This window comes from Enterococcus sp. DIV1767, from assembly GCF_050542585.1.
Lineage (GTDB): Bacteria > Bacillota > Bacilli > Lactobacillales > Enterococcaceae > Enterococcus_D > Enterococcus_D innesii.
In genome coordinates this window covers 1,835,276-1,854,800 of record NZ_CP172936.1, presented here as the reverse complement: position 1 = coordinate 1,854,800, position 19,525 = coordinate 1,835,276, and the positions used below count along the sequence as shown (strand labels likewise).

The window sequence follows — 19,525 nt, the reverse complement described above, 5'->3', positions numbered from 1 at the left end:
TATTTAAAGGTATGCATGAAGCTATTTCATATGTAAATCAATTAATATTCGGAGGGAAATAAATGACTGCAAAATGGGAAAAAACAGGCACCAATGATGGTGTTTTGACATTTACGATCGCTCAAGCAGAAATCCAAAAAGGCTTGACGACTGCATTCAATAAAGTGAAAGGCAATCTTAACGTACCTGGCTTCCGTAAAGGAAAAGTGTCACGCCAAGTATTTAACCGTATGTATGGCGAAGAAGCGTTGTATGAAGATGCATTGAACGCTGTTCTTCCAGAAGCTTATGAAGCTGCTGTAAAAGAAGCAGGGATCGATCCTGTTGCGCAACCAAAAATCGACGTTGACAGCATGGAAAAAGGCCAAGATTGGGTAATCAAAGCAGAAGTTACTGTAAAACCTGAAGTAAAACTTGGTGATTACAAAGAATTAACAGTTGAAAAACAAGACCGTGAAGTAACAGAAGAAGACGTGGATGCACGCATCAAACGTGAACAAGAAGCACAAGCTGAATTAGTTATCAAAGAAGACGAAGCAGCTGAAAATGGCGACACAGTCGTTATCGACTTTGAAGGCTTCTTAGGGGAAGAAACATTTGAAGGCGGCAAAGGTGAAAACTACTCACTTGAACTTGGCTCAAACTCATTCATCCCTGGCTTTGAAGAACAATTAGTGGGAACAAAAGCTGGCGATAGCAAAGACGTTACCGTGACTTTCCCAGAAGATTACCAAGCAGAAGATCTAGCTGGTAAAGAAGCAGTCTTCAAAGTAACGGTTCATGAAGTCAAAGCAAAAGAACTTCCTGAATTAGATGATGAATTCGCAAAAGACGTTGATGACAGCGTTGAATCATTAGCTGAATTAAAAGAAAAATACCGTGCTGAATTGACAGAAACAAAAGAAAAAGCAGCAGAAGATGCAAAAGACGAAGCTGCAATTCGTCAAGCAGTTGAAAACGCAGAAATCGTTGAATTACCACATTCAATGGTGCATGACGAAGTTCACCGTTCAATGGATGAATTCTTAAACAACATGCAACGTCAAGGAATCTCACCAGAAATGTACTATCAATTAACTGGATCAACTGAAGCTGATCTGCACACACAATTCGAAGGCGAAGCAGAAACACGCGTGAAAACAAACCTTGTCATCGAAGCAATCGCTAAAGCAGAAGGTTTGGAAGCAACAGAAGAAGATATCGAAAACGAAATCAAAGAACTTTCTGAAGCTTACAACATGCCAGTGGATCAAATCAAACGCGTCTTAACAGAAGACATGTTGAAACATGATATCACAATGAAAAAAGCAGTTGAACTTGTAACAGGTACTGCAAAAGAAGCGTAAGCAAAACTCTTAAAAGCGGCGAACATCTACCGGTGTTTGCCGTTTTTTCATGGGAGTAAAAATGGAGATTTTGGGAATTACTAACAAATGATAAGAAAACATTAGGCAAAGTAAAAAGAACTTTTTCTTTCAAAAAAGTTATGATATGATTGTTTAAGACTGCAAAGTTAGTAAACCAAATTCCACTCCTTTAAATAGGTTGGAAAATTTTCAAGGGGTGAACAGTATGTACGATAATACAAACGGTAATGAAGCTGTTCGTTGTTCTTTTTGTGGAAAAACACAAGAAGAGGTGAAAAAGATCGTTGCAGGTCCTGGGGTCTATATCTGTAATGAATGCATCGATTTGTGCAAAGAAATCATTGATGAAGAGTTTTACGAAGAAGCAGTTCGGGAATTTACTGAAGTGCCGAAACCGCAAGAACTATTGAATGTTCTCAATGAATATGTGATTGGACAAGATCGTGCCAAACGAACATTGGCTGTAGCGGTTTACAATCACTACAAACGGGTCAATGTAGAAACGACAGCTGAAGATGTAGAATTACAAAAAAGCAATATTTGCTTGATTGGACCAACGGGTTCAGGGAAAACATTCTTAGCACAAACGTTAGCACGTTCTCTGAATGTGCCATTTGCAATCGCTGATGCAACTAGTTTGACAGAAGCCGGCTATGTCGGTGAAGATGTGGAAAATATTCTTTTGAAACTGTTACAAGCTGCTGATTATAATGTAGAGATGGCCGAAAAAGGGATTATCTATATTGATGAGATCGATAAAATCGCCCGTAAGAGTGAAAACGTATCGATTACTCGTGATGTCTCTGGTGAAGGTGTTCAGCAAGCTTTATTGAAGATCCTAGAAGGAACCACTGCTAGTGTGCCGCCTCAAGGTGGACGGAAACATCCGCATCAAGAGATGATCCAAATCGATACGACCAATATCCTCTTTATCGTTGGTGGGGCGTTTGACGGGATCGAAACAATTGTTAAAAACCGCTTAGGTGAAAAAACTATTGGATTTGGTACAAACAACAAACGTCTTGAAGAAGGCGAGAGTGTGATGCAACAGATCATTCCTGAAGACTTGCTTAAATTCGGTTTGATCCCTGAATTTATCGGTCGCTTGCCAGTGATGGCTGCTTTAGAGAAATTGACGGTAGATGATTTAGTGCATATTTTGACTGAACCTAAAAATGCCCTTGTCAAACAATATCAAAAATTGATGGCATTAGATGATACAGAACTCGAATTTGAGCCAGAGGCTTTACGTGCGATTGCTGCGCAAGCAATTGAGCGAAACACCGGAGCTCGTGGATTACGTTCGATCATCGAAAATATTATGATGGAAGTCATGTTCAATGTTCCTTCTGATGAGTCGATTCAAAAAGTCACTATTACGGAAGAAGCTGCGAAAGGACTTGGCGAACCAAAAATCATTTACAATGAAGAGACCAAAAAAGCAGTCTAATCGAGACCAAGTCGGATAGTTTCATTGCTATCCGGCTTTCTTTTTGAAAAAAAATGAAAAGGAGCGATCCAATGAAAGTACATGATGCTGAGATCGTCATCAGTGCTGTATCACCAGCACAATACCCAGACACACCCTTACCGGAGATTGCCTTAGCAGGGCGTTCCAATGTCGGTAAATCATCCTTTATCAATACATTGATTAACCGTAAAAACTTAGCCCGTACCTCGTCAAAACCGGGGAAGACCCAAACGTTGAACTTTTATTTGATTGAAAATACGCTGCATTTTGTCGATGTCCCTGGCTATGGCTATGCAAAAGTATCGAAAACCGAGCGAGCGAAATGGGGGAAAATGATTGAAACGTACCTCGAACAAAGAGAGCAGCTGCGAGCAGTAGTATCTTTGGTTGATTTACGTCACGCACCTTCCCAAGAAGATATTCAAATGTATGAATTTTTAAAGTATTATGAGATCCCGGTGATCGTGGTTGCTACCAAAGCAGATAAAATTCCTCGTGGAAAATGGAACAAGCACGAGAGTATGATCAAAAAAGCGTTGTCCTTTGATCCAGCAGATACGTTTATCCTATTTTCTTCTATTACCAAACAAGGAAAAGAAGAAGCCTGGAAAGCGATTGAAGCAGCAATAAAATAATTATTAATTCGGAAACCGAAGCAAAGAAGTCCCTTGCTTCGGTTTTTCGCATTTTATAGTGGAAATTAGCTGTTTTATGCTATTCTACGCAGCGTAGAGTGCTAAATTTGCCCAATTTTAGCGAAAATCTCCTTGTTATTTGTTAAACTTGTAACAAGGAGGTGTGGTCGAATGCATGAAACATTGAGTAAAAAACTAAAAGAGTATCGATCAAGGCATAACTTAACTCAGAAAGAATTAGCTGCAAGGTTATTTGTTTCTGATAAGGCCATTTCAAAATGGGAACGAGGGAATGGATTGCCAGATATCGAGACATTGGTTCATCTAGCCGATTTACTAGGGACACCAGTGGAAGAGTTACTAAAAGAAAAGAAAGAAACCTATTATTATGAATACAAAAGTGAACGGATGGTTCTGCGGCTTCCGTTAATGCATATTTTGATTCCCAATTTATTCTTATTGCTGAATCAAGTGACGAGTGTTCGAGAGTTTTTTGTTCTGATAAAAGAGTTACCAACTGCCAGCGGCTGGTTTAGCCTTGGTGTCAAAGCCAAAGGGGTTATTGCTTTGGGAATTGTCAGCTTAGGTTTTTTATCGATTGGCTTATTGTCCTTCGGAATGGTAGGGATTGGGACAGTCAGCACCGGTGTTATTGCAATAGGGAACCTCTGTTTTGGCTTTTTAGTTGGGATTGGCAATCTTGCTGTCGGCTCGATTGTTGTCGGTAATCTTGGCATTGGCTGGCTCGCTCTAGCGAATGTTGCAATTGCGTGGATTGGGGTTGCCAATTACGGTGTGGGGAGTTTTATGGCTGTTTTGCCATCAAATTCAACCACAGAGGATTTTAACCAAGCGATTCAACAACTCTTAGCCTCGGAGATCCCTGACTTGATCAAGACCACTATCTTTGAACCAATGATTCATTTTACAAATTCACCGATTTTTGTGGTGATCTTCGTGATGACGATCTTAGTAGCCGTCTTCCTTATTCTCTGCTTGTTGACCGTTGGCTTGGTGCGATTACGTCAAAGCATGATGTATGAAGAGCTATAAGGAAATCGTTAGATGCCAATTCTGATTGTTGCATTTAAGTAGACTCAGTGGCTCATTTTCTATTCGCATAAGTAAAAAGGCAAGGGACGGAAGCGTCCTTTGCCTTTTTTATTAGTCTGCTTTCTTACTATCTTTTGTTTGTGTTTTTTTCTCATCATCAGGTTCGTTTTTTAAGAAACGTTCAATATCGTTTTGTTGCTTTTTATTGTCCTTATCGTTATCGGGAAGAAAGGCAAAATCATCAAACATTTTATCTAGCGAGTCTTCTCGTTGGAATTTTAAGCCCATAGGTTCACCTCCAAGCGCCTTTAGTTTACCACGAAAGGTCTGAGATTTCATCAAAAAAAAGCGAAATAGTGTTCAATCGTTTCTCCCTTTACTATAATTAAAGAAAGGGGATAGAAAAGAGGGATAGCGATGATCAAAACTGAAAAAATCTATGGCTTTCTACAATCGACACAAATGGAAGCATCACAGTTGCGTTTGTTGATTGAGAATTGGTTCACTTTGGTTCGTCTTAGCTATCAGCCGACGGAATATTACTACAATCAGCAAGAAAAGAAACCCTACGATTTTAATGAAATCAGTCGGTTGTTGCATAATGCCCCTGAAGAAATCAATACAGAAATTATTGTGACGGATGGCCAAAATGAGTCCAGTATCCATGTCATTCAAGAAGCAGTGTTGCAACGACATCTGTTTACGAAAGACGTATTTTCCACGCAAAAACCAGTTATTTTAAGTTACTTCGATGAAACGATGCAAAGAGATGGCTTGTTCGGCTATTTGCGTTCATATGACGAGTACTTGATGCATAACGTCGAGCGAATCGAGAAAAGACAAAATTTTCAATCGATTGCTGAAATCAACGCGTTACCGAAGCGGAAAAATTTTGAACAAGAAATCGTCATCGACTGCAATCAGTTTTCTGGTTACGACGTCTTTTACAATGGCTATACACTGACCTCTTGCTGGCGAATGTACTTTTCGGCATTCTACGCGCATATCATTCCTCAGGTGATCATTACGGATGCGCAACAAGTTGAGCAAGTCCAAGTGAGAGATCAAGGAATCGTGATGGTGGAATTGTATCGCGATCCATTTCAGTGGGATCACGAGTTGAATCTTTCTTACCAGCGTTTGTTTCGTGATCAAACTGGGATTGATCAATTGACATGGGATAACGGCGTCGGTATTTTAAGAGAACCATATATTGAATACGCCTTTGGCGATCACTTGATCCAAACCATCCAATACCAAAATGATCGGATGCAGCCGACAACTAAGCGTAACGCGACACATTTCGTCACTCGAAGCTTCGACCTGGTGAATGAAGAGTACCAGGAGCGTCGGGTAAAAGGTTACTTGAATGCACAAGCATATTTTCCTTGGATTGATCAAGAGCGGTTGCGCATGATGGATTATATCGTATTAAAACCGGAATTGACTGTAGATGATGGGGTCGAGGCATATGCCTTTTATATTCGGAATCACCTCGAAATTGATTACTCAGAGGATCGCTTTAAAGACTACACGGCTTGCTTACAATTTTATTTACCAGAAACAGCCTTGAAGGAGCTGCCGATAGACGGATTGAAAGCAGCGATGCCGGATGTTCATTTTGGGTATTTGCACCGCACGCGCAAATATACGTGGGTTAACCTAAAGAAGGATGGGAAAAAACTACGAGTATATTTTATGAATACCCAAAAGCTAGTCGAACAGCAGCTCTTTACCAATCAAGAATGAAAAAGACCCGCAAGATCACCAGGATCTTGCGGGTCTTTTCAATTAGGCTGTTTGCTCAGGCGCTTTTTTCAACAAACCGAATACGACGCCAGAAACGATTGCACCGATCAAGATGAATAGCAAGAACAAAATTGGTTTAGATAATAATAGGACAACGAAGATCCCACCGTGTGGGGCCATTAATTGGATATCAAAGGCACCGACAAGCGCACCAGTCAGTGCAGAACCAACGATAAAGCTTGGGATCGCCCGTAGTGGATCTGCTGCTGCAAATGGGATCGCACCTTCAGTGACGAAGGATAGCCCCATGACGATATTTGTCAAACCTGCTTCTTTTTGGTCTTTCGTGAATTTGTTTTTGAACAATAGTGTTGCGACAAAAATTGCCAATGGAGGAACCATTCCGCCGGCCATTACTGATGCCATCACGACGCTACCACCTTCAGCAACGGTGGTTGCCAATGTTGCAGTACCGAAAACATAAGCGGCTTTGTTGATTGGGCCACCTAGATCGGCTGCCATCATCGCTGCTAGCAACGCACCAAGCAAAGCAGCATTTGTGCCACTTAAGCCGGTCAGGAAGCTGTTTAAACCATCGTTGATGGCTTTCATTGGCACGTTGATCAATAACATCAAGAAACCAGTGATCAAAAGACCGAAAACAGGGTAGAAGAGGATCGTTTTGATTCCTTCTAATGATTTTGGTAAGCCTTTGAATAATGAACGTAAGAACTTGATGACGTAACCAGCTAGGAAACCGCCGATCAAGGCACCTAAGAAACCAGCACCACCTGTATTTGCTAAAGCACCTGCTGCGAAACCGACGATCAATCCAGGTCGGTCACTGATACTTGAAGCGATAAATCCAGCTAAGACAGGTAGCATAAAACCAAATGCCGCGCTACCGATTTGATTGAACCAAGAAGCTGCTTGGTTGTAGTTTCCTAATTGACTCAAGGCATCTTGAGGGACACCCATGAACTGGTCAACCATGAAGGAAATAGCGATCATGATTCCACCGGCAATAACAAATGGTAGCATGTGAGAAACACCATTCATCAAATCTTTATAGATTCGTTGACCGACTGAACCATCAGCAGAAGCGTCCTCTTTATCAGAAGTTTGGCCGCTACCATGAAAAACAGGAGCAGTTCCGCTCATTGCTTCATTGATTAATTGCTCAGTTTTACGGATACCATCGCTGACTGGACGGTTTACTAAATGTTTGCCGTCAAAGCGATCCATTTCAACTTTTTTATCGGCAGCTACGATCACACCAGTAGCTCGGGCGATATCAGCTTCTGTTAAACGATTTTTGATTCCTTCTGAACCATTTGTTTCAACTTTGATGTCAACGCCAAGTTCTTTGGCTTTCTTTTTCAAAGCATCTTCTGCCATGTAGGTATGAGCGATCCCTGTTGGGCAAGCTGTAACTGCGACGATATAGGGACGTTCGCTAGTAGGTGCTGCTTCTTGGTTTGCCGCTTCTTCTGCTAAAGCATCGGCTTCTTGCTGTGCCTCAGCTTCTGAGAAAAGTTGCTGTACTTGATCAGCAGTTGTCGCTGTTTTTAATTTAGCAACGAAATCTGGATCGATCAATAAGCGAGAGAGAGCTGCTAATGCTTGTAAATGAGTATCATTTGCTCCTTCTGGTGCTGCAATCATAAAGAAGAGGTACGTTGGTTGTCCATCTAACGCCTCATAGTCGACACCCGCATTACTTTTTGCGAATAAGACCGTCGCTTCTTTGACCGCACTATTTTTGGCATGGGGCATTGCGATGCCGTCACCTAGCCCTGTTGATGTTTGGGCTTCTCGGGCAAGAATTCCTTCTTTGTAGACTTCGATATCTGAAATTCGTCCGACAGCATATAATTTTGCGACCATTTCATCAATGGCACCTTTTTTGTCTGTTGCTTGCAAGTCCATGATCATGGCATCTTTCAGCATCAACTCGTTGATTTTCATTTTTTCCATCCTCCTATAAATTTACTTGTTCAATAATGACTTCCGGTAGTAGTTCTTCGATAAATGACGCCTCAGCTAAATCATCAGAAAAAGCAGTAGCACTGCCACAAGCGACACCCCATTTGAATGCGTCAACCACATCTTTGGTCTTCGCGTAACGTCCAATGAATCCAGCAATCATGGAATCTCCAGCACCAACTGAATTTTTCAAAGGTCGTTTCAACACATTGGAGCGATAGATCTCATTGCCAGTAAAGAGCAGGGCACCATCACCACCTAGAGAGACGATGACATTTTTAGCACCATCCTTTAACATTTTTTGACCATAAGGCAAAATATCTTCGATTGTTGAAAAAGAAGTTTCATATAGTTCGGCTAATTCATGATTATTTGGTTTGATCAACAAAGGTTGATCCGTTAAAGCATCAAAAAGTTCCGCACCGGTCGTATCAATGACAAATTCCGCACCGGCTTCTTTAACGATTTTGATCAATTCTTTATAAAAGTCGGCTGGAAGACCAGCTGGTTTACTTCCTGATAGGATGACGATGTCTTCGGCAGAAAGAGCGGCTAGTTGTTGTTTTAGTCCGGCGATTTCCTTGTCACTGATCACTGGACCAAGCCCGTTGATCTCAGTTTCTTCGCCAGATTTTAATTTGATATTGATTCGGGTATCGGCAGCGACTTGTGTAAAGTTGCTGTTGATTTCCTCTTTAGTCAGCCACTCTTCAATAAAACGACCAGTAAATCCGCCAACAAAACCAAGGGCAGTCGAGGAAATGCCAATTCGCTTCAAAATCCGTGAGACATTGATTCCCTTGCCACCAGGTAGTTTAAAGTCTTGTTTCATTCGATTAAGGGCACCGATCTCCAAATGATCGACGTGGACGATAAAATCGATCGATGGATTGAGTGTTACTGTGTAAATCATTGTATTACCTCCATAATGGTTGTTTTTGCTCTGAATTTCGCTAAATAGTTTTTTGGGCAATAATCGGTGATGATCGTAGCCCCTTCAATAAAGGCAACTTGAGCAAAAGTTGTTTGCTGAAATTTGGAATGGTCTAGCAAGACATAGGCTTGTTGACTGTGCTCTAGTGCAATCTGCTTGATCAGGGCTTCTTCAGGATCGGGTGTGGTGAACCCAGCCTCAGAGTGAGCCCCGTTCATGCCCATAAAACAACGATTAAAGCGTAGTTTTCGCAGTTGTTCTCCAGCATTGATCCCTAACACAGCGTTCGTAGTTATCTTAATGGTTCCCCCTAAAATCATGGTGTCGATCCCGTGATCAATCAGTAGGGAAGCGTGCTTGACGGAATTTGTGACCACCTTAAGGCCTGTGATAGCCGATAGGAAAGGAATCATTTCGAGAGTCGTTGTTCCAGCATCTAAGTAAATGACTTCACCATTTTTGATCGTCTGGGCAGCTGCTTTTGCTATTTTTTGCTTTTCCGTTTGAAACTTCGCCGTTTTTTCTGACATGTTTGGTTCGAAGCCTAATTGCTGGCTTTTCTTGGCTCCACCGTGAATTCTGACTAAAAATCCTTTGTCTTCCAATTCTTGCAGGTCTCTGCGGATCGTTGATTCTGAAGCATCCAACAGTTGAATCAGTTCACTGACCTTGACGATCTCTTCTTGTTCCAATCGTGCCAAAATTGCTTGATGACGCTCCTCTGTAAGCATTTTCATCACCTCTTCACTTGCCATGATACCATATGATTCATTCAAAATCAATCACAAACAGTAAAAAACATTCATAATGTAAGCGTGAATAATTATAATCGGTCATAAACGGTCATGATAACCGTCATTTTGATTTGATCGCTATCCTTATATTTGACAATTTTTACTATTATTTGGCTTAATTGAAGTAAGGGGGGATAAATAAATGAATAACAAAGTCATTTTACAAGGGTTCGAATGGGACCTGCCGGCAGATAGCCAGCATTGGAACAAATTGAAAGAAATGAGTAAAGAAATCAAAGAGTATGGATTTACCGCAATTTGGCTGCCACCTGCCTATAAAGGGACAGCTGGGTCCGAAGACGTTGGGTATGGTGTCTATGATTATTATGATCTAGGCGAGTTCGATCAAAAGGGGTCGGTGCCAACAAAATATGGGACAAAGGATGAATATCTAGAAGCTATCAAAGCACTGCAAGAACAAGGAGTAGAGGTTTATGCCGACATCGTCTTCAATCACTTGATTGGTGCCGATGAAAAAGAAGTCGTTCCGGCGGTCAAATACAATACCGAAAACCGGAATGAACCGATCAGTGATGAGGAAGAAATCGAAGCCTGGACCAAGTTCACCTTCCCAGGACGTCAGGGGACGTACAATGATTACGTTTGGACGTGGCATAATTTTTCTGGTGTCGATTATGATGACCGCAACAAAGACCACGGGATTTTTAACTTCGCTGATAAGGGCTGGGAAAACCAAGTGGATGATGAGATGGGCAATTACGACTATTTAATGGGTTGTGACTTGGACATGGAAAATCCCGAAACAGTGGAACAACTCAATAAATGGGGCCAATGGTACCAAGAACTGACCGGCGTTGATGGGTATCGACTAGATGCGGTGAAACACATTGAGTTCAACTATTACGCAGATTGGATCTTGAATCGTCGGGAAGAAAAAGGCAAACCACTATTTGTTGTTGGAGAATATTGGTCAGGGGATCTGCCAAAATTAGAAGAGTATTTAGATTCTTCAGGAAATCTGATTTATTTATTCGATGTGCCTTTGCACTATAATTTATATGAAGCATCTCACTCGAATGGCGAATATGATATGAGTCAAATTTTTGCCGGTACACTGACTGCCGCGCGCGAAGATTATGCGGTGACTTTTGTAGACAATCATGATACGCAAGTCGGACAAAGTTTACAATCTTGGATAGACGGATGGTTTAAAGTCCATGCCTATTCATTGATCCTTTTACGTAAAGCTGGCGTACCCGTAGTTTTCTGGGGGGATTTATTTGGGATTCCCGCGCAAGAAATCGCCCCTGTGGGAGATGCGCTGGTCCATATGCTGAAACTTCGAGAGAAGCTTGCATTTGGGAACCAAGTGGACTATTTTGATGATCCTAACTGTATCGGCTGGGTATTAACTGGCGATTATGAACATGAGCTTTCTGGATTAGCGGTCGTGATGACCAATGCCCAAGGAGCGGAAAAAGAAATGACCATCAGCGCGATCCATGGTGGAGAGACCTTCGTGGATATATTAAAGAATAATGAAGCGAAAGTGGTTTTAGATGATACCGGAAAAGGACTTTTCCCGGTCAATGATGGACAAGTATCGATCTATGTGAATGAAAAGCTAGTGGAGAAATATTTTAGCTGATTTTCATTAATAAAACTAATAAAGAGGCTGGTAAGTTTACAGCCTCTTTATTATGTAAACAAATATGGACTGACTTTTTTCTTTCAAAACGGAAGGCATCGTAAGGAAAAAAATCAAAGCGCTTTTAATTAAAAGTTTTCAAAGCGTTCGGTTTTCCCCTTTCCCGGATAATGCTATAATTGAGAAGATTGAGAAAGAAAGGATGTTTAAAATCATGTCATCCAAAAGTGAATTACTTGAACGCATGAATCCACGGCAAAAAGAAGCCGTTATGCATACGGAAGGACCGTTGCTGCTGATGGCAGGGGCAGGAAGCGGGAAGACCCGTGTCCTAACCCACCGAATCGCCTATTTAATAGAAGAAAAAAATGTAAATCCATGGAACATTTTAGCCATCACTTTTACCAATAAAGCGGCGCGGGAAATGAAGGAACGGGTCAGCCAATTATTAGGTTCCGGTGGAGAAGACGTTTGGGTCTCGACCTTCCACTCGATGTGTGTCAGAATCTTGCGCAGAGATGTTGATCGAATCGGTTATTCGAAGAATTTTACCATCATTGACTCTTCTGAGCAAAATACCCTGATGAAACGGGTATTAAAAGAATTGAATATCGATCCCAAAAAATATGATCCTCGTTCCATTTTGGGAACGATCTCTCATGCAAAGAACGAGCTATTGACACCTGAAGCTTACCAAGCCATGGAAGGTAGTCTATTTGAGCAGATCGTGGGTCGTTGTTATGAAAAATATCAAAAAGAGCTGCGCAATAATCAATGCATGGACTTCGATGATTTAATCATGAATACGATCCGCCTCTTCCAAGACAATGAAGATGCGCTGCAATTTTACCAACGGAAATTCCACTATATCCATGTCGATGAATACCAAGATACTAACCACGCCCAATACACGCTGGTCAATTTATTGGCCGCTCGTTTTCGAAATCTTTGTGTTGTTGGGGATGCGGACCAAAGTATTTACGGTTGGCGTGGTGCCAACATGCAAAATATTTTAGACTTTGAAAAGGACTATCCAGATGCCGCGACGATTTTGTTAGAGCAAAACTATCGTTCAACGCAAACGATTTTAAATGCGGCAAACCAAGTAATCAAAAATAACCGCAACCGTCCAGATAAAAATCTGTGGACAGAAAATCGTGATGGGGAAAAGATCACTTATTATCGCGGGGATAGTGAACGAGATGAAGCGCGATTTATCGTCAGTGAAATGCAGAAACAAATTGCAGAAAAGAACCGTAAATTCGGTGATTTTGCGATTTTGTATCGGACCAACGCCCAGTCACGGATCATTGAAGAAATGCTTTTAAAAGCCAACGTTCCTTATACGATGGTCGGCGGCAGAAAGTTCTATGACCGCAAAGAAATTCGTGATATTTTGGCTTATTTATCGGCGATCGCCAATCCACGAGATTCCATCAGCTTGGAACGAATCATCAATGTACCAAAACGTGGGATCGGTGCGACATCCGTCGAGAAACTACGAGAGTTTGCGAATCTTCATGAATGGTCATTGTTAGAAGCAGCCATGAACGTCGAGTTAGCAAATATTTCGGGGAAGGCCGGCAAAGAATTAGGAAGCTTTGGGATGATGATGGATGGCTTCGCCCAAATGGTTCCTTACCTCTCAGTAACCGAACTGACGAAAGAAATATTAGAAAAAACGGGTTATCGTCAAGAGTTAGTCAACCAGAATAATTTAGAAGCACAAGCTAGACTTGAAAACCTGGAAGAATTTTTATCGGTTACCCAAGAATTCGACAAACGGTTTGAGGCGCAAAACGAAGACGATGCAGATGCACCAGATGAGAAGTTGAGTGTTTTCTTAAATGACTTAGCTTTATTGTCAGACGTCGATAGTTATGAAGAAGAAAGTAGTCAAGTGACTTTGATGACCTTGCATGCGGCAAAAGGACTAGAGTTTCCAGTGGTATTCTTAATTGGGTTGGAAGAAAATATCTTCCCGCTTTCTCGAGCTTTAATGGAAGAAAGCGAACTCGAAGAAGAGCGGCGCCTTGCTTATGTGGGGATCACTCGTGCCGAGGAAGAGCTCTTTATGACCAACGCTTTTTCCAGAACATTATACGGCCGTACCCAATACAATCGTCCGTCACGGTTTATCGAAGAAATCGAACAAGATCTGCTGCAATCATTAGGCGAGCGTTCACAGCCTAAAGCTGCTGCACCGTTTCAACCAAAAGTCTTTAAACCGAGCTATACACAGCCGCGTCAAACGACCGTCGCTTCTAAGCAACAGACCTCTGCAGCGGGGAATACATGGCAAGTTGGCGAGAAAGTTCAACATAAAAAATGGGGAATCGGCACGGTCGTTCGGACGACTGGCAGCGCGCAAGACATCGAATTAGATGTGGCATTCCCACAACAAGGCGTCAAACGACTGTTGGCGGCCTTTGCGCCGATTGAAAAAGTTGAAAAATAAGGAGGATATTAGGATGGATGTCCCTTCAAAAGAAATCCAATCACGAGCAGAAGAGCTGCGTACGCAATTAAATCAGTACGCCTACGAATACTATGTAAAAGATCAACCTTCTGTTGAAGATTATCTCTATGATCAGCTGTATGCAGAACTGGTTGAAATTGAAACCAACTACCCGCAGCTAGTAACCGAAGACTCGCCCACCCAACGAGTAGGTGGCATCATTTTACCTGGCTTTGAAAAAGTCACCCACGATATCCCACTTTATAGTTTGAACGATGTGTTTGATAAAGAAGGAATCGTGGCTTTTGATGCCCGTGTTCAAAAAGCATTGGGGAAAGCGGTAGATTATGTCTGCGAGCTAAAAATCGATGGATTGTCTATCTCATTAAAATATGAAGAAGGGCGCTTTGTTCGGGGAGCAACTCGAGGGGATGGTACGGTAGGTGAAAACATTACAGAAAACCTAAAGACCGTCAAATCGATCCCACTAAAATTAAAAGAACCAATCTCGTTGGAAGTTCGTGGCGAATGCTATATGCCAAAGGCTTCGTTTTTGAAGTTGAATCAACAGCGAGAAGAAGAAGGGGTGGAAGTTTTCGCCAATCCGAGAAATGCAGCTGCTGGAAGCTTGCGACAATTAGACACACGGATCGCAGCCCAAAGAAACTTAAGCACCTTCTTGTACACACTGGCTGATTTTGGTCCGATTGAAGCCAATGATCAATTTTCGGCATTGAATGAATTAGATCAATTAGGCTTTCGTACAAATCACGAACGCAGAGTTTGCCACACCATCGATGAGGTATGGGCATATATCGAAGAGTTTCATGACAAGCGCAGTGAGCTTCCTTACGAGATAGATGGTGTTGTCATCAAAGTCAATAATTTTAAAGATCAAGATGCGCTAGGCTTTACCGTAAAAGCACCCCGATGGGCGGCGGCATATAAATTTCCACCGGAAGAAGCGGAAACAGTGATCGAAACGATCGAATGGACCGTGGGACGAACGGGTGTTGTGACACCGACCGCTGTTATGACCCCTGTCCGGGTTGCCGGAACGACGGTCAGCCGTGCCAGTTTGCATAATGTAGATTTCATTAAAATGAAGGACATTCGCATTGGCGATTCGGTCATCATCTATAAGGCGGGGGACATTATTCCAGAGGTTGCGAAAGTCTTGGAAGAAAAACGCACGGAAGCAAGTCAACCCTTTGAATCGCCTACACATTGTCCCGAATGCGGGAGTGAGCTGATCCATTTAGATGAAGAAGTTGCCTTGCGTTGTATCAATCCGAAGTGTCCAGCGCAGATCAAAGAGGGGTTAAGCCACTTTGTTTCCCGAAACGCTATGAATATTGATGGTTTAGGGCCACGTGTTTTAGAGCAAATGTTCGATAAATCCTTAGTCAAAGATGTGGCCGACTTGTACTTTTTAACAGAAGAACAATTGCTGACCCTCGATAAAATCAAAGAGAAATCAGCTAATAACCTTTTGCGTGCCATCCATCAAAGCAAAGAAAATTCAGTTGAGCGCTTAATTTTCGGGCTAGGCATCCGTCATGTTGGTGCCAAAGCGGCTCGGATTTTAGCGGAACATTTTGGTGATCTTCGAACCCTTAGCAAAGCCAAAGAAGAAGAGATCATTTCGTTGGAAACCATTGGTGCTACAATTGCGGAAAGTGTCGTTACGTATTTTGACAATCAAGAAGTTCACGTCCTTTTAGATGAACTTGAAAAAGCGGGTGTTAACTTTGCTTATCTAGGGCTGAGAACGGATCAATTGGAAGAAGTGGAGTCGCCATTTAAAGAGAAAACCGTCGTTTTGACAGGGAAATTGAGTCATTTCACCCGCGAAGAAGCCAAGGAACGAATTGAAAATCTCGGTGGGAAGGTAACAGGCAGTGTGTCGAAAAAGACTGATATCGTTGTTGCCGGGGAAGAGGCTGGCAGTAAACTGACCAAAGCACAGTCCCTAGGCGTTACCGTTTGGGATGAAGCTCAAATGGTGGCTGCGATCGAAGGCAGTCATTCGGCAGATCAATAACTGTTAAGTATTGTCACAGACGAGAAGCAGTTGTTTCTTCTTGTCTAATTGAAATCATTTCTTCCCTGCAATCCGAGGAAAGAAATGATTTCTGCTTTTATTTGCAATTATATTTGATAATTTTCAAATTCTATTTCATGATTTGTTAAAAAAATGATACAATACATTGGAAAAACGTAAACGTAGATTACGGATACGAGAAAGAGGAGGATTTTATGGCGATCAGCGAAGAACAAGTCAAACACGTTGCCAAACTAGCAAAACTTTCATTCTCAGACGATGAATTACATGAGTTTACCTCTCAGCTAGGAAAAATTATTGATATGGTTGAAACACTTGAAGAAGTGGACACCACAGGAGTACCCTTTACATCGAATGTAGCAGAAACGATCAACGTGATGCGTGAAGATGTAACGACCGGCGGCTGGGACCGTGATGAATTAATGAAAAATGTTCCAGAATCCGAAGAAGGCTTTATTAAAGTGCCTGCAATCATTGACAATGGGGAGGCGGGTGCCTAATGACTGAACTATATAATAAAAGCTTAGAAGAATTGCATAGCTTATTAGTGTCAAAGGAAATTACTGCGACAGATCTAACGAGCGAAACCTTTGCTCGCATTAAAGAAACAGAGCCAAAAGTCGATGCGTTTCTTGCATTGAACGAAGAAAAAGCCCATGCGTTAGCGCAAGCTATCGATCAAAAAGGTATCACTGAAAGCAATGTGTTGGCAGGGATTCCCATTGGGATCAAAGATAACATTGTTACCAAAGATCTACGCACAACAGCTGCTTCTAAAATTTTAGGCAACTTTGACCCAATCTACGATGCAACCGTCATGGACAAAGTTTACCAAGCAGACATGATTCCAGTAGGTAAGTTAAACATGGATGAATTTGCGATGGGGGCGAGTACGGAAACGTCGTTCTTTAAGAAAACAAAAAACGCTTGGGACGAGACAAAAGTACCTGGTGGTTCATCAGGTGGCTCGGCGGCTGCAGTTGCAGCGGGACAAGTCCCCTTATCATTAGGTAGCGATACGGGTGGTTCGATTCGCCAACCAGCAGCTTTCAATGGAATCGTCGGGTTGAAGCCAACCTACGGACGGGTTTCTCGTTTTGGTTTGATCGCGTTTGCATCTTCGTTAGATCAAATTGGTCCAATGACCCGTGGTGTGAAAGACAATGCCATCGCATTAAATGCCATCAGTGGGTTTGATGCAAAAGATAGTACGTCAGCCGGGGCAGCTGTTCCTGATTTTACAGCAGGTTTGACTGGTGATATCAAAGGCATGAAAGTTGCTTTGCCGAAAGAATACTTAGGCGAAGGAATTCAAACGGGCGTCCGAGAAGCGATCTTAAAAGCTGCAGAGACTTTCCGTGCGTTAGGAGCGACCGTGGAAGAAGTCAGCTTGCCACATTCAAAGTATGGGGTAGCTGTTTACTATATCATCGCTTCTTCAGAAGCAAGTTCTAATTTGCAACGTTTTGACGGCATCCGTTACGGTTTCCGTTCAGAGAATGTCAGCAATTTAGAAGATGTCTATGTTAATTCTCGCAGTGAAGGATTCGGGGAAGAAGTAAAACGTCGGATCATGTTAGGTACGTTTTCACTAAGTGCTGGCTACTACGATGCATACTTCAAAAAAGCCGGTCAAGTACGAACGTTGATCAAACAAGATTTCGATAAGGTCTTCAGCCAATACGACTTGATCATTGGCCCAGCTTCCCCAACGGTAGCATTTGGTATTGGAGAAAATATCAATGATCCGATCACTATGTACTTGAATGATATTTTAACCATTCCTGTGAATTTAGCAGGACTGCCAGGGATGTCGATTCCAGCAGGTTTTTCTGAAGGACTGCCTGTCGGCTTGCAGATCATTGGGAAACATTTTGATGAAGCAACCATGTATAAAGCGGCTTATGCCTTTGAACAAGCAACTGATTTCCACACGAAAAAACCAGTGATTTTAGGAGGGGATAAGGCATGAACTTCGAAACAGTCATTGGGCTTGAAGTCCACGTAGAATTAAAAACAGAATCAAAGATTTTTTCTCCAGCACCTGCTCACTTTGGCGCTGAACCAAATAGCAACACGAATGTGATTGACTGGGGCTATCCAGGTGTTTTACCAGTAATGAACAAAGCGGCTATCGAATTTGGGATGAAAGCTGCGCTTGCGTTGAATTGTGAAATCTCAAAAGAAACGCATTTCGACCGCAAAAACTATTTCTATCCTGATAATCCAAAAGCCTATCAAATTTCACAATTCGATCAACCTATCGGTCATGATGGGTGGATCGAGATCGAAGTGGAAGGTAAAAAGAAAAAAATCCGCATCGAGCGAGTTCATTTGGAAGAAGATGCCGGGAAAAACATGCACGGCAAAGGCGGTTATTCTTATGTTGATCTAAATCGTCAAGGAACCCCTTTGATCGAGATCGTTTCCGAAGCGGATATGCGTTCACCAGAAGAAGCATATGCGTATCTAGAAGCATTGCGTTCAATCATCTTGTTTACAGAAGTATCCGATGTGAAAATGGAAGAAGGTTCTATGCGTTGCGATGCGAATATTTCGTTGCGACCTTACGGCCAAGAACAATTCGGAACAAAAACAGAGCTGAAAAACTTAAACTCTATGTCCTTTGTGAAAAAAGGTCTGGCATTTGAAGAAAAACGCCAAGCCAAAGTATTGCTTTCTGGAGGCGAGATCCAACAAGAAACTCGTCGTTTTGATGAAGCAACCAGCAAAACATTATTGATGCGTGTCAAAGAAGGTTCTTCTGATTATCGTTACTTCCCAGAACCAGATATCCCACGGTTTGTGATCGATGATGAATGGATCGAACGTGTACGTCAAAGCTTGCCAGAAATGCCGCAAAAACGCCGGGCTCGTTACATCTCTGAACTGGGCTTACCAGAATACGATGCAATGGTCTTGACTTTATCAAAAGAAATGTCCGATTTCTTTGAAAAAACCATTGATGCCGGTGCGGATCCCAAACAAGCTTCTAACTGGTTGATGGGTGAAGTTTCAGCGTATCTGAACAGTGAGAAATTGGAACTGCCAGAAACGAAATTGACACCAGATAATTTAGCGGGAATGATTCGTTTGATCGCCGATGGCACGATCAGTTCGAAGATTGCGAAAAAAGTCTTCAAAGAATTGATCACAAACGGCGGCGACGCTGAAGAAGTCGTAAAAGCCAAAGGATTGATCCAATTATCAGATCCTGCGCAATTACTACCAATGATCAATGAAGTACTAGATAACAACCAACAATCCGTCGATGACTTCAAAAACGGAAAAGACCGAGCAGTTGGTTTCTTAGTTGGTCAAATCATGAAAGCAACCAAAGGACAAGCGAATCCAGGCGTTGTGAACAAGCTGTTGCAAGAAGAACTAGCAAAGCGATAAGAGGC

Annotated in this window: 15 protein-coding genes; 11 read left to right on the top strand and 4 right to left on the bottom strand. The window is 42.1% G+C overall.

Features of this window, described 5'->3' with window-relative positions:
• The first annotated feature begins 62 nt into the window (after positions 1 to 62).
• The 4 genes from tig to IGI78_RS08930 all read left to right on the top strand — a co-directional run bounded on the left by tig (position 63) and on the right by IGI78_RS08930 (position 4,526).
• Positions 63 to 1,346 (top strand): trigger factor, encoded by a 1,284-nt coding sequence (gene tig / locus IGI78_RS08945; RefSeq protein ID WP_005225965.1) that lies wholly within the window; start codon positions 63 to 65, stop codon positions 1,344 to 1,346.
• Between the two features lie 226 nt (positions 1,347 to 1,572).
• Entirely contained in the window at positions 1,573 to 2,817 is a 1,245-nt protein-coding gene (clpX, locus tag IGI78_RS08940; RefSeq protein ID WP_005235713.1) for an ATP-dependent Clp protease ATP-binding subunit ClpX, read from the top strand.
• 71 nt (positions 2,818 to 2,888) lie between these two features.
• Positions 2,889 to 3,473 (top strand): ribosome biogenesis GTP-binding protein YihA/YsxC, encoded by a 585-nt coding sequence (gene yihA / locus IGI78_RS08935; protein WP_077454549.1) that lies wholly within the window; start codon positions 2,889 to 2,891, stop codon positions 3,471 to 3,473.
• Positions 3,474 to 3,644: 171 nt separating this feature from the next.
• On the top strand, positions 3,645 to 4,526 hold the full coding sequence (locus tag IGI78_RS08930) for a helix-turn-helix domain-containing protein (RefSeq protein WP_081118598.1): 882 nt from the start codon (positions 3,645 to 3,647) through the stop codon (positions 4,524 to 4,526).
• Positions 4,527 to 4,637: 111 nt separating this feature from the next.
• On the opposite strand, the gene IGI78_RS08925 is transcribed toward IGI78_RS08930, so the two are convergent.
• Positions 4,638 to 4,814: an SPJ_0845 family protein gene (locus IGI78_RS08925; protein ID WP_170920138.1), complete on the bottom strand. Its 177-nt coding sequence runs from the start codon at positions 4,812 to 4,814 to the stop codon at positions 4,638 to 4,640.
• A gap of 129 nt (positions 4,815 to 4,943) precedes the next feature.
• Here IGI78_RS08925 and IGI78_RS08920 point away from each other — a divergent pair, with 129 nt between their 5' ends.
• A complete protein-coding gene (locus tag IGI78_RS08920) occupies positions 4,944 to 6,275 on the top strand; it encodes a hypothetical protein (RefSeq protein ID WP_195265074.1) in 1,332 nt (443 codons plus the stop codon).
• A gap of 42 nt (positions 6,276 to 6,317) precedes the next feature.
• Here the strand turns inward: IGI78_RS08920 and IGI78_RS08915 are convergent, their stop codons facing one another.
• The 3 genes from IGI78_RS08915 to IGI78_RS08905 are packed head-to-tail and all read right to left on the bottom strand — an operon-like array spanning position 6,318 to position 9,926.
• Entirely contained in the window at positions 6,318 to 8,243 is a 1,926-nt protein-coding gene (locus IGI78_RS08915) for a PTS fructose transporter subunit IIABC (RefSeq protein WP_081118596.1), read from the bottom strand.
• 13 nt (positions 8,244 to 8,256) lie between these two features.
• Positions 8,257 to 9,174 carry a 1-phosphofructokinase gene (gene pfkB / locus IGI78_RS08910; protein WP_081118595.1) on the bottom strand — a complete coding sequence of 306 codons (918 nt, stop codon included), beginning with the start codon at positions 9,172 to 9,174 and terminating at the stop codon, positions 8,257 to 8,259.
• Entirely contained in the window at positions 9,171 to 9,926 is a 756-nt protein-coding gene (locus IGI78_RS08905; RefSeq protein WP_081118594.1) for a DeoR/GlpR family DNA-binding transcription regulator, read from the bottom strand. Before IGI78_RS08905 ends, pfkB begins: the two co-directional genes overlap by 4 nt.
• Positions 9,927 to 10,131: 205 nt before the next feature.
• Between IGI78_RS08905 and IGI78_RS08900 the strand changes: the two genes are divergently transcribed.
• From IGI78_RS08900 to gatB, 6 genes are all read left to right on the top strand, one after another.
• A complete protein-coding gene (locus IGI78_RS08900) occupies positions 10,132 to 11,598 on the top strand; it encodes an alpha-amylase (protein ID WP_081118593.1) in 1,467 nt (488 codons plus the stop codon).
• A gap of 214 nt (positions 11,599 to 11,812) precedes the next feature.
• Complete coding sequence (gene pcrA, locus IGI78_RS08895) at positions 11,813 to 14,056, top strand: DNA helicase PcrA (RefSeq protein ID WP_081118592.1); 2,244 nt, start codon at positions 11,813 to 11,815, stop codon at positions 14,054 to 14,056.
• A 13-nt stretch (positions 14,057 to 14,069) separates the two neighbouring features.
• The gene (gene ligA / locus IGI78_RS08890) at positions 14,070 to 16,100 is read left to right on the top strand and encodes an NAD-dependent DNA ligase LigA (RefSeq protein WP_081118591.1); all 2,031 of its coding nucleotides are present in this window, start codon (positions 14,070 to 14,072) and stop codon (positions 16,098 to 16,100) included.
• A gap of 215 nt (positions 16,101 to 16,315) precedes the next feature.
• Positions 16,316 to 16,621: an Asp-tRNA(Asn)/Glu-tRNA(Gln) amidotransferase subunit GatC gene (gene gatC, locus IGI78_RS08885; protein ID WP_005225977.1), complete on the top strand. Its 306-nt coding sequence runs from the start codon at positions 16,316 to 16,318 to the stop codon at positions 16,619 to 16,621.
• Entirely contained in the window at positions 16,621 to 18,093 is a 1,473-nt protein-coding gene (gene gatA / locus IGI78_RS08880; protein WP_081118590.1) for an Asp-tRNA(Asn)/Glu-tRNA(Gln) amidotransferase subunit GatA, read from the top strand. The genes gatC and gatA overlap by 1 nt, the downstream gene beginning before the upstream one ends.
• On the top strand, positions 18,090 to 19,520 hold the full coding sequence (gene gatB, locus IGI78_RS08875; protein WP_005225979.1) for an Asp-tRNA(Asn)/Glu-tRNA(Gln) amidotransferase subunit GatB: 1,431 nt from the start codon (positions 18,090 to 18,092) through the stop codon (positions 19,518 to 19,520). The genes gatA and gatB overlap by 4 nt, the downstream gene beginning before the upstream one ends.
• The last annotated feature ends 5 nt before the right edge of the window (positions 19,521 to 19,525 follow it).